This is a genomic window from Bacteroides nordii, assembly GCF_019930665.1.
Lineage (GTDB): Bacteria > Bacteroidota > Bacteroidia > Bacteroidales > Bacteroidaceae > Bacteroides > Bacteroides nordii.
In genome coordinates this window covers 1,283,657-1,296,239 of sequence record NZ_CP082886.1, presented here as the reverse complement: position 1 = coordinate 1,296,239, position 12,583 = coordinate 1,283,657, and the positions used below count along the sequence as shown (strand labels likewise).

General features: G+C 39.3%; 9 protein-coding genes. 6 read left to right on the top strand and 3 right to left on the bottom strand.

Translation table 11 applies throughout. The features are described 5' to 3' along the window. Positions 1 to 161: 161 nt before the first annotated feature. Entirely contained in the window at positions 162 to 1,304 is a 1,143-nt protein-coding gene (locus tag K8P02_RS04910; RefSeq protein ID WP_007485013.1) for a site-specific integrase, read from the bottom strand. Positions 1,305 to 1,679: 375 nt separating this feature from the next. Between K8P02_RS04910 and K8P02_RS04905 the strand changes: the two genes are divergently transcribed. The 6 genes from K8P02_RS04905 (at position 1,680) to K8P02_RS04880 (ending at position 10,244) form a co-directional block, all read left to right on the top strand. Next, positions 1,680 to 2,705 carry a hypothetical protein gene (locus K8P02_RS04905; RefSeq protein ID WP_223382392.1) on the top strand — a complete coding sequence of 342 codons (1,026 nt, stop codon included), beginning with the start codon at positions 1,680 to 1,682 and terminating at the stop codon, positions 2,703 to 2,705. Positions 2,706 to 2,725: 20 nt separating this feature from the next. Continuing rightward, positions 2,726 to 4,948, top strand: a complete 2,223-nt coding sequence (locus K8P02_RS04900) for a translocation/assembly module TamB domain-containing protein (protein WP_223382081.1) — start codon at positions 2,726 to 2,728, stop codon at positions 4,946 to 4,948. A 38-nt stretch (positions 4,949 to 4,986) separates the two neighbouring features. Next, a complete protein-coding gene (locus tag K8P02_RS04895; RefSeq protein WP_044158592.1) occupies positions 4,987 to 5,742 on the top strand; it encodes a YjbH domain-containing protein in 756 nt (251 codons plus the stop codon). 41 nt (positions 5,743 to 5,783) lie between these two features. Continuing rightward, complete coding sequence (locus tag K8P02_RS04890; RefSeq protein ID WP_007485008.1) at positions 5,784 to 6,905, top strand: OmpA family protein; 1,122 nt, start codon at positions 5,784 to 5,786, stop codon at positions 6,903 to 6,905. 168 nt (positions 6,906 to 7,073) lie between these two features. Beyond that, positions 7,074 to 9,173 (top strand): YncE family protein, encoded by a 2,100-nt coding sequence (locus K8P02_RS04885; protein WP_007485007.1) that lies wholly within the window; start codon positions 7,074 to 7,076, stop codon positions 9,171 to 9,173. A gap of 12 nt (positions 9,174 to 9,185) precedes the next feature. Beyond that, positions 9,186 to 10,244 (top strand): NHL repeat-containing protein, encoded by a 1,059-nt coding sequence (locus K8P02_RS04880; RefSeq protein ID WP_007485006.1) that lies wholly within the window; start codon positions 9,186 to 9,188, stop codon positions 10,242 to 10,244. Between the two features lie 164 nt (positions 10,245 to 10,408). Here the strand turns inward: K8P02_RS04880 and K8P02_RS04875 are convergent, their stop codons facing one another. Together K8P02_RS04875 and K8P02_RS04870 are read right to left on the bottom strand one after the other, a co-directional pair. Then, the gene (locus K8P02_RS04875; protein ID WP_007485005.1) at positions 10,409 to 11,374 is read right to left on the bottom strand and encodes a PCMD domain-containing protein; all 966 of its coding nucleotides are present in this window, start codon (positions 11,372 to 11,374) and stop codon (positions 10,409 to 10,411) included. A gap of 16 nt (positions 11,375 to 11,390) precedes the next feature. Next, complete coding sequence (locus K8P02_RS04870) at positions 11,391 to 12,497, bottom strand: sulfotransferase family protein (protein ID WP_007485004.1); 1,107 nt, start codon at positions 12,495 to 12,497, stop codon at positions 11,391 to 11,393. Positions 12,498 to 12,583 lie beyond the last annotated feature (86 nt).

Sequence of the window (12,583 nt, the reverse complement as noted above, 5' to 3'; positions counted from 1 at the left end):
CCATACAATAAGAGCTTATTATATCATAGAACCAAAAGTACGTACTTCTATACTCCAAAAATACGTATTTAACTATGACTTAAATACGTACTTTATATACATAAGAGTACGTACTTTTATAGTCAATGATATATATATTCTCTAAATACTGATAATCAGCATTATGTTATCTCAGGAATGAGGGCAATTGCTTTACTCTTGCTCTCATCTACAATCTTTGCATAGATCTGAGTTGTCTGGATATTTGTATGTCCTAACAATTTAGAAACTGTATATATATCAGCTCCCAAAGTGATCATCATAGTTGCGTGGGTATGTCTCGCGGTATGAAAAGTAATATGTTTTTGTATCCCTGCATCCTTTCCCCAGCGAGATAATATTTCATTGGTTCTTCCCAAGGATATCAAACCATTAAAAACCCGTTCGGTATCCAATGCTTTACCTCTCTCGGGTAACTGTTTTAATGCTTCAGGACTAAGAGGAAGAGATATTATTTCTTGAGTCTTTTGCTGTATTATATGTAATTGAGTATTACCAGCTTTATCTTTCCTGAGATTCTCCCAGGTCAATGCAGCAATGTCCGAGTGTCTTAATCCACAAAAACAGCTGAATAAAAAGGCTCTTTTTAACATTTCATTATAGAAATGAGTTTGAGACAACAACCGTATTTCGTCCATGGTCAAATATTCCCGTTCAGTTCTTTTTCGTTTAGGTTTATCTTCATTTTTTATTTTATTCATCGGGTTTGTAGATAAAACATCTTCAACAACTGCATATTTTAGGCAATAGTTTAACTCTTTCAGATAGCATATCTGGCTATTCACATTGATCAACTTTTCTTTTTTACTATGTTTCTGAGTTGCAGACTTTAAGTACTCCATAAACCCTAATATGTAGTCTTTATCAACAGCTTTTAATGAAATTCCACTTTTATCATATCTCTGAAGATGGTGAATCAAGGTATTCATCAAAGCTCGTTTTGCCTTTTGAACCATGTCTCTATTTGCCAAATAGCCTATATAGTCAGTAAGTAGCATATTTGACCTATTCTTATTTGCATCGAAGCCAAATTTGCCATTTTGTAATGCTATAATCTTCTGAGCTTTAATAGCATTAGCCAACTTAAGCGTTTCTGCATTTCTATCCTTATCTATCCGGCTATTTTCCGGAATAATATAAAGTTTTAAAAATTCATATCTTCGCTTTTTATCCATATAAATATCGAGATAAAGTGATAAACACCCATTCGACAATTGTTTTGACCGAAGTTTAATCGGTTCTTTTATTCTAAGTTTCTTTTTCATATCTGTCTACTAACCTATCATTAATATATACACCTTTCTGTTCGGAGTAACAAACTGGTAACATCCTTCATAAAGGGTAATTAGAACGTAGTACTTATTTCTATTGTTTATGCTATAACGTTTATTACTATTAGGACTAATTAATAAGGAATAAAGTATTACAATACAATGACCTTTTTTATACGTCTATATATGGTTTCTCTTGAATTTAAGTAATAAATTATTCTTTATAAGGTAAAGAAAAAAAATATGAACCTCACTATGTAAATAAATAGTAACATATTGGTAACAGTAATACTATTATTATAGTTGATATAACGTTCTTTATATCTATTTATTTTCTTGTAATAAAATTGCATAATACGCTGTGGTGTAATAAACTACTATTGTTTAGTAGGTTTGTGGTTATATCTATCTACATATCCACAGAATAAGCCATGCAGACTTATTTTACTGGATAATAATATTCCGCAAATTTCGCTTTATTATCAGCCAGTTATAGGTGATAGCATCCCTGAAATAAATCGACAAAACTGGAATATAAGTTATAATCTGGGAAAAAACTGGAGACAAGCAACAAAAGGTAAGAAAAAAAATAGTTCACTATTTAAAGTAGATATTACAATATACCCCGAGTTATCATTAAAAAACTTAGTGATAACGCAGATATACCAAGTGTTGTTCAATTTATCTCCTGCTATTGAAGTTTCATTATGGAAAGGGATGAAGTTGACAGCACAGATGGTGATACCTATATATAATGATGGATATCCTTATTTATACGGTAAAGTACGCCCGGGGTTTGTTGGCCTGTCACAAAGCGTAAGACTGCCCTATAATATTTGGGGAACATTGACTATAGGGCACTTTAGTAATGAAAGATATGGCGTCGATTTGAAAGTTGACCATCATTGCATATGGGATAAACGATTCACATTATCAGGAAGAATAGGATGTACCGGAGCCGGATATTGGGAAGGATTTACGATGCATTATGGCACAAAGAAACGCATTACATGGTCATTAGGAGCAAGCTTCTACTGGCCACAATACAATGTAGAGACAACGATGAAAGTTGAACAATATTTATTAGGAGAAAAAGGGGTTAAATTAGACATTATCAGACATTTCCGTTATGCATCCATAGGTTTTTATGCCATGAAAGCAGAGGGTGTCAAAGCAAACGGAGGATTCCGTTTTCAGATAGCCCTCCCCCCTTATAAATATAAACGCAGAGGATACCTTCCCAGAATCATACCTTCCAAAGATATGGGAATGAGCTACAATGCAGGAAACGAACAATATTATTATAAAGGCTACAGATCTATGCCTGACGACAATATAATGCAGAATAATAGTTTTAACCCATATTTTATTAAATCAGAATTATCAAATTATTAATTAATTTTATTGAGATGAAAATGAAAAGTAAATTTTTCGGTTTTAACGTCAAGCTGGCGTTAATGTTGGTAGCAATCTGCGGTGCGTTCGCCAGTTGCTACGAAAAAGAAGAGATTGATGTGCCTGCTCCAAGTACACAAGATCCGATTTATCTGATCAAAGGTATTGTGACAGACGAAAGTACAGGAGACATTCTACCTTCTGCAAAAGTCAATGGAGTTACTGTTGGAACAGATGGCTCATATACGGTTACTGCAACAGAAGGAACCAACATCATTAAGTTTGAAGCAGCAGATCATGTGTCCGCAACTACCTCTGTCTATGTAGACAAAAAGGACAAAGGAACAACTACTGTTTACACTGTAAACGCAGCGTTGAGACTTGGTGAAGGAGAAGAAGAGCCAGTTACGTACAAAAAAGTTGAGTACCTCATCAAAGGTTCAGTAACTGACGTAGCAGGCAATACTGTGAACATCAAAACAATTTATGTATCCGGTGCCCCTACACAACCAGCAGGTGCAGTTGGTACAAGTAAATTTGAATTCACAACGACTACCATAGGAACTTACGAAGCATACATTACTGCTGATGGTTATATGCCTGCATTGGCTACAATCTATGTATCTGCTGTAGCACCCGAAGAAGGTCCAAGCACAGAAATACAGACAGTAGAAGTTAAAGTTGGCGTTATCATGGAGAAAGAAGCTGACAAACCGACAATTATCGATCCTGTTTATTACGTACAAGGTAATTTGTACAATGATAATGGTACAGGTGCTAACGATGTTAATGTAAAAATGACAACCAAAACGGGTTATAGCAACTCTACAAAAACAACTAAAGGCTTGTTCTATTTCGAGCTTACCAGCAACTATGTTCCGGCTGCTACGATAGGTACTATCAACTGCACCCAAGCTAACTACAAACCATTTGCAACCAGCTTCCTGATTTTACCAGTAGTAGGTAGCAGTACTACTCCCGTTACTTCAACAATTACCATCATGGGTAATTTGAAACCAGTAAATGGAGGAGATGTACCTGACGAAGATGTTAGCACCGGTGGTAGCGAAACAATTGAAGTTCCTGTAGAAGATGCAGATATCAAAGAAGTAGAAAAGGCTGGTGACGAAGCTACTGTAGAAGAAATTAAAGATGCAGTAACTAACATAATGAAGCCCGAAGATGTTGCAGCCGCAGAAGTTAAACCTGAGGAAGTAGCTGAGATCATACAGAATATGAAGGATGAAGGTAAGATTGAGAGCATTGAGAATGTAGCAAGTGTTAAAGTAGAAACTCCTAAAGTAGTGGAAGTTGCATCAACAATTGCTACCGGCGAAGGTTCTTCTTCCTCTACCAAAGAAGAAGTAGACCAGATCACTATTCCGGCTGGTGTTATTGTTTATGCTACCGGAGAAGCTAAGAATGTAGTCATCACCCGTGACCCTGCTGCAGAAAAAGCAACGGCAGCTACCCGTGTTTATACTGGAGAACCTACAGGTACTATCTTCACAACTCCATTAGAGGTGAAATTTGAATCACCAATTGCAATTACCGAAACTCCGGATTTTGATCTGAACATTCTGTATGAACAAGCTGATGGTACTTGGAAAAAAGGAGATACAAAAGCAACATTCAAAAATGGTAAATTTGAAGGAGAAGTAAAACACTTCTCTAAATTCAAATTCGGATTTGATTCTAAATATGATGTTGAAGAAATGTCAGTCGACAGTGTTACACTTACGCCTATTATCATCAATAAACCTTGTTTCACAGGCGCCGCAGCACAGCCAGTTATCGTAAATATAACTTATGATGGTGGTATGAAATACGCTCCATACGACGAAAGCAAACCGACAATCACCACTCCATCTCTGGCAGTTGCCGATCAGTTGGCAGGCTCTAACCAGTCAACCACAGCTTTTGTTACTGACATGATGACTAAGATGATTAAATCAAACAACTTAAATATACTTCCGACTCCGAATTATACAAAACAGAAAACTTCTGCAGAAATGATAATTCCTGCTTATGCTCAAGTAACCGGATTTGAAGTATATCGTACTCAAATTACTTATACCAGCACTATCTACGTCACAAAGACCGGAGCTTCAAAACCAATTCCTGTTAAAGTAAAAATCAGTAAGATTATTTCTGCAACAGTTAAGCCAATCTACACTACTGGTCACGGACATGGTCATGGCGAAGACTTGAATGCAGGTGGTGGTATCATCAACGCTGAATAAGAAGCATTGTTTATATAATTGAATCGAAAGCATTTATAATGTATAAAATGAGTTTAAAACGAATCTATATTGTATTATTACTTATAAGTATACCTTATATGCTTTCGGCTCAATTAACCTATGGAACCACAGGATTGCTGCATGCTCCTTCGGCAGAGATGCAGAAAGATAAAACAGTAATTCTGGGTGCCAATTTTTTAAATAAGGAGATAACTCCTCCTACATGGTACTACCATACGTATAATTATTACCTGAATGTAACTATAATGCCCTGGCTGGAAGTAGCGTATACCTGTACGCTTTTCAAAGCCGAAGCATTGGGACTAAAACCTTATGGTTATACAGGATTTACGAATCAGGACCGGTATTTCTCAGTCCGATTGCGTGCTTTGAAGGAAGGCCAATTCTGGAAGTATACGCCTGCAGTAGTTTTAGGGACCTCAGATCCTTTTACTTCATCAGGAGATGTGATAGCTTCCGATAAGGGGAACGGATATTACAGTCGCTTTTATATAGCTGCGACCAAACATATCCGGATAGGTAAAGAAACACTTGGTGTTCATCTCTCCTATCTTTATAACAGGAGAATAGAATATCATTTGAACGGCATTGCAGCAGGTATTACCTATAATCCGTCTTTCCATCCACAGCTACGACTGATAGCCGAATATGATTCGAAAGATTTTGCGTTAGGAGCCACTTATCTGCTTTTCAATCATCTTCATGCACAGATAGAATTGCAAAGGATGAAATATTTCACAGGAGGATTGACCTTTCAATTCCGGTTGAAATAAAAAGAGATAAGAAAGAGTTGAAATATTAAAAATTAAAAACAATGAAAAGCAAAGTAGTAATATTATCTTTACTGTTGACCGGAGCAGCCATCTCAGCTTCTGCGCAGACCAAAGAGAAGTTCTATACCGAAAGGGCTAAGGACAATATCTTTATCAGTGTGGGTGCCGGAGCACAAGGATGTGTAAATCCGAACAACTTTGATTATGGCTTTGGACATGCCATAACTCCGCTGATCCATGTATCAGTAGGAAAACTAATCAACCCCGTATGGGGAGTGCGTGCTCAGGTAGCCGGCATGTGGAGTACACTGTATACTGACTACAACAGAGTGAAAGGCGATTATGCCGAATACAAGAACAAAAAATACTTCACACTGCGTGCAGACGCTATGTACAACCTCAGTAATGCTATTGCAGGTTACAATCCGGATCGTCTGTTCAATGTTTCTGTATTTGCAGGTCCGGGACTGACTTTTTCAAAAACGTATGGCGACATGAACAAAATGAATGCGCTGGTCAACGGTTCAGTTGGCTTGGCAGGACAGTTCAACGTAAGCAAATACATCGACATTAATATTGAAGCAAGAGGCGAAGTTTCTCCTTCTATATTTGGTAAATACAGTAGTGCATATACAGACGGTGCAGTTTCTCTGACTGCCGGTGTAACTTACACATTCGGCGGTAAGAAATTTGTATCTTGCAACTCTAAGGTAGACCAAAGCGCTATCAATGATGAATTGAACAGATATCGTGACGAACTGGCACAGGCTCAGACAGATTTAGCAGATGCAAAGAATGCATTAGCGAACGTGAAACCTGTGACTAAGGAAGTTGTGAAGGAAGTAGAAGTAGCCGGTCCTCGTGCTATTTTCTTCCAGATTGGCAAGTCTAAGATTGACGACTATGGCATGGTTAACATCCAGTTGGCAGCTAAGATCCTGAAGGCTAATCCGGATAAGAAATACAAGATTGCCGGATATGCTGACAAGGCAACCGGTAGCTCTAAGTGGAATCAGAAACTGTCTGAAGCACGTGCTCAGGCTGTTTACGACGCACTTGTTAAAGAAGGCGTAAGCAAAGATCAGCTTGAACTGGTTGATTTCGGTGGAACTGACAATATGTTCGGTAAGAACTTCCTGAACCGTGTAGTGATTCTGGAATAAACGCTGAAATCAGATACAAACTAAAGTTTTTAATACCAAAAGGCTATCCCACTAAATTTTGTGAGATAGCCTTTCTTATATCCAACTATTTTAAGGAAACTCCATCTTATTTTTGCAATCAATGGCTATTTACATTATCTTTGCGCCCCAAAAAAACAAACAATTAATATGATTAATAACAAAATCCTCAAACTTATCGGTTTGTTCATTTTGGGTATGTGGAGTTTACAGGCTTGTACTGATAGTAACTCTAATGACCTCCCGACAGATGAAGTGCCGGATAATCCTTACGGCTTAATAAAGGTTACAGAGAATGATCTGACACCTGACGTATTCAAACTTATGTTGCAGGACGACGAACCTTCAACTACGTATTTTGACAACAGCCAACGTTTCTTTTACGTCAATCAGCCTCTGCAAGTGAGTATTAACGAAAAGCAGGAACTATTCATCCGCTTCTATTCGCCCCGTCCCATACATGGAGTAACAATCTGGGCAAAAATCAATGGCTATGATGAAGAGTTTCAATTGGCACAGTTTGATGTAGTGCCTGCCTTCACCGAATATCACCGGGCACTGCCAATGCTCACCGAAAGCAAACGTTATATCACCCGTTCAGGAAAAGAGATACAAATCATGGCTAACCCACATCTGTCAGCATCAGATTTCTCGTTGAAGACAGATTGTGAGGATAGTTATTATCAAAAACTACTCTCTACCAAAAGCAAATACAGGGTGCGTTTTTCTGCCTACAGCCAACAAGGTAGCTGGCAATTCCCCCTACTCGCCGCCCATGCCAGAGAAACGGTAGCTATTATGCTGAACTTTGCCTATATGTTCTCCTCACCGGAATTTGCCGAGGAATTGGAGAAATACAGAGGTAAACTTCATAGTAACAATGATCTGGCAGTGGTAGACATCGACAAATTGCTCAAACAGGTAATCAATCATTCGGGTTTCCTGGTGGGGCATGTGAGTGGAGTAAACGGTCTGGGTGGAGGAGAAACCTATGGACTGAATGAATGGTGCTACCTTGAACACTATGCAGACGACACGAACCAAACCCACACAATTTTTCATGAATTGGGACACTGCCTGGGCTATGGACACGACGGAAATATGACCTATGAACAAACCGGAACGGGATGGATTACCCTTTGTAATAAAGTGTATACCCAGTTGTGTATTGATAAAAAACTTCCCATCTACTCAAGAAGATTTATGCATACACGTAAACAGGGAAAACTGTATGGTACTGCCCGCTACCAACGCTCTAAATACATCATTGAAGATCCGGAACTGGATGCCATAGACGGTGGTCTGGCCCCGGCATTGAAAGGCGACAACGAAAACATTGAAGAAGGAACACCCCTCTCCTGCTCTATTTCTTATGAAAACATCCCGGGAGCTACCAAAGAGACTTTTACTCCAAAAGATGTGTGTGTCTACAAAAAACGCATATATATTGTCAATGATGCAAACGGGAAATACAGTCTGGAGGTCCTGGAAGAGAAAGAAGGAAAACTAACGCATGTAAAAAGTGTGAAAGAGTGGACTGAGAATACAGAAACCAAGACCTTTGCCGGGAAACCTAACGGGGTTACAGTGGCACATGGAAAAGTATATGTCACAAATGAAAGTAGCCGTACAGATGTATTTGACGAGGCTACACTGGACTTTATTACGTGTATAGGTACAGGCAGTTGGGGTGAAGGTAGTACTCAGACAGTACATGCCTTTGATGTACTTGTGCGTCGTGGATGTGTGTTTATCCGGGACAAGAAACGCGTGTGTGTATTCATGGAAGATGATGTTGTAGCAGGTAGTTACAAGAAAGTAGCCAACTATTGCCGCACAATCAATATGGGTGAAGCTATGGGAACTTATGGACAGGCAATGGGAGCTGACGGACTACTCTATACCACCCACCAAGGTAATCGGAAAATTTATGTATTCGACTGTAACGTGATGCGCGAACAAACGGAATGGAAAGCGCAACGGGTAATAGACCTCCCCGCTTCTCATTCTCCCTACGACATTGCTTTTGTTGGCAAACGAATGTTCGTATCATTTGCCACCGGAAAGAATCAACCGGTAGCCCTGGCAGAAGTGAATCAGGAAACCGGAACAATCCTAAAAGATTATACAACCATAGGTGAACATACCTTCCGTAATGTGGAGAAAATAATGCTATCCCGACAAACACTGTTTGTAATAGACCGCACTGAACGTACCATAACCGGTATTCCAATAAACGAACTGAACTAAAAGGAAATAATCATGAAAAAAAAGATAATTCATACAAGCCACCTGCTACTGGCCCTGATGATTGCAGGGGCCTGCTCGGAAGAAGATATGCCAGGAGGTATACCACAAAAACCTGAAGAGCCATATACCAGTCATTATTACTACTCCTATGAAGCAGGACAGCAATTATCGGCTGTGGATTTTGCCCTGAACGAGGGTGAATTTACTCCAGGAGCCACCTATATAAAAGGAGATACACTGTTTGTAGCAAACATACAGAACGGACATTACAGCCTAGAGCTGTATGATAAAAAGAAGAAACAACACCTAATATCACTGCGGTCATGGAAGTATGGAAATACTGATCAGAAATTTCAAAGTCCGATAGAAGCCATCGGAGTATCTCCGGCCAATCGTCTGTATGTATTAAGTAGAGAGACTCGCATCGATGTTTTTGCCCTCGAAGACCTGAATTTCATTACGCGCATTGGGACTGGCAGTTGGAGTGATGGAGTAAGCGGATTGTTTCAGGCACAGGCTATGGCGATTTCCCCGGACGGAAAGATTATTGTTCGCACCAAAAGAGAGATTGCCGTTTACCGGGAGGAGGACGTAACTCCGGAAAAATATCAGAAAGTGCCTTTTTATTGTCGAAGTGCAGCAATAGGAATGGATACAAACAACGGATTTAATCCCCATCAGATGGTACAGGATTCTACCGGTATTGTTTATTTGGCAGATTACGGGCAATACGGTAACAAAAAAATTCAGGCAATAGACACTGCACGTATTGAAAAAGGTGATCAAAAAATATTAATAGATGCAGAAAAGACACTCGATACCAACTTCAACCCTTGCGGTATCGCTTTGCACAACGACCAGATGATGGTGTCTGCCAGTAATGGTTCTATCTATATCTATGATCGTACGAAAAAAGAATGGGGAGACGGTTTCAAATCTGTAAACGGTTACACATTTAAGAAGGCAGAAAAACTATTGATAGCGGGATCAAGCCTCTGGGTTTCTGACACCAATACCAAAAAGCTGATAGAAGTAAAAATCTATAAGAATGAAATACGGGAATACGAGTGATAACTTCCTCGTACTTGTGTAATTATACAACTTAAAAACGCAGATTAACGCCAATTTATCGCAGGTATAATTTAATATTTGCGTAAATTGGCGTTAATCTGCGTTTTAACAACAGCTAATTTTAGTTTTGAGACCCTCTTATTCTTTCATAAGTGGTCAACTATCTAATAAACCAGTTTCACATTATCCACCCACAAGGTGTTTCCCGGAGAACCGATATAAGCTCCTCCATGACTGGCTGTAAACTGAAGAATCATGTGAGTGGGCGTTTCATCCTTATCGGCCCATGCCACTTCACGAACCGGTACACTCTCTCCCTTGCTATTGAGCGAATAACGTTCGTCAACCTGTAAGCGCATCATATGAGGTTTATATATAGGACTTCCGGTTATATCACCATAGTGAATCTCATAGGTAGCATTATTATGCCAATCACCGGTATTATAATAATAAACAACCATCGTACCGACACGCTTTGCAAAAATATTACCTTCAGCATCTTCCCAACGCTTTTGTAAAAGCAAAATCGCTGCAGGAAAATCTTTGCCCGGCACATCGGTTATTTTACTAAACCCTGTAGCGCGAATACGGTTTTCGCGATCAGACATCTTCACTTTATAATCAAACTGAAGAGCAATAGGGCGCTTTGTGAACGGAATCCCCATTCCAAGCATTTTGTTGGGTTTTTTGGTACCTTTAATAGGTTCATGTACCGTGCCCAGAAACATAGAACCGGCAGCAAGTACCGTAATATCCACGAGTCCGAACACTTTCACACTTTCCATACGAGTTTCCAGACGTGCACAATATCCACTTCCCCGCTTTTCGGGAAAAACAGATGTATTTGTCTTTGTGACTCCCGCTACTTTCGCCATCACATTGGAAGTAGCCCAAGGAGAACCACCAAGATTCGTATAAGCTTTTGAACCAGCTATGGTTTGGGTAGGCCCGACGGCATATACATTTTTTGTATTTCCACCAATAATGGCAGACTCTTTTATTTCGCGATTTACCCATTGATCCATATCCCCAAACGGGAGCATTTCTACCTTATGTTGCGCCATAACAACAGCCGAGCATAAAGCAATAAAGCCTGTCGTCATCAGACGGCGATATGTTCTCTTTGTCATCCTTTCTCCTTTCTTTTTAAAGACTATAATCCCACTGCTTCAGCGCAAAGTCCCAATTGTCCTGCACTAACTGAACAGTACGATCATCGTACTTATATTTATTTTTCTTATATCCTTTCTTTCCACCTACATACTTTTCTATTGCTTCACGTGCTTCTTCGAAGCCTGGAATAGAGAGTTTCTGATATATATTCTCGGTCATCGCCAAAGCATCCGCTTCAAAATCCTCAAACTTCACTTCAATCAGATTTCTCTCAGGAATATACTGTTTATCGGCTTCGTACTTATGATACAACTTGGCATAAATAGAGAGAATGTTTTTTTCGATCTCCTCGTTGCTGATATCTTCCAGTTTCAAAGGCTGAATAGTATTGGTAAAGAAACTACGTGTAGACTCAAATACTGTGTACGGGTTACGCATCAGATAAATGAACTTTGCATTGGGAAACATCTTCACCAACTCCTTCACACGCCCCGTATGAGGAGGGTTCTTACTCAGGAACTGAGTACCTTGCGTATTCCACAATGAAATCTTTATCAGTTTTTTAAATGTATCTTCAAACACTTTCAGTTCTTCGTCGGGGATACCATCAAACAACAAATACTTATCAGCATATTCTTGCTGGTATTTGGGCAAAAACCAGAAATTATAATATGTATAAGGCATCATATTTGCCAGTGCAAATTCCTCTTCCTGCGGCAGGTCTACAGCCAGTTCCATATTATCGGTCGGGCGTTTATCGGGCATCAGCCAACTCATATTCTTTTTAAAGAAAGGTTGCCCCCACATCATCAGATGTGGAAAAACAGTCTGATAGGTAGTGTTGTACCCAAAGTGTTTGTCACAGGAAAAGACATTGTGTACAAACGTTGTCCCACTACGCCAATGCCCCAATATAAACACCGGATCGTGCTCTAACGGCTTATTGGCCAGAAGCTTTTCGTAACGGCTGTTTTGCAAAGGAGCCAATGTAGAGAGCAGGCGGCATACTGCTTTGGTCAAACGATACTTTCCTTTGTAGGCAGCATCGATATCCCTACCAGCGGTTATCGCTTTAAATGTTTTCCAGTCAGCTCCTACCAGGGTGTTTATCGGAAGTTTATTGAATTCAAGTAATCCCATGTTATTTACAATTTACAATTGACTATTTACAATTGACTATTTACCATTTACAAATTGCACGATCTGCATAGCAAATTGTAAATTGT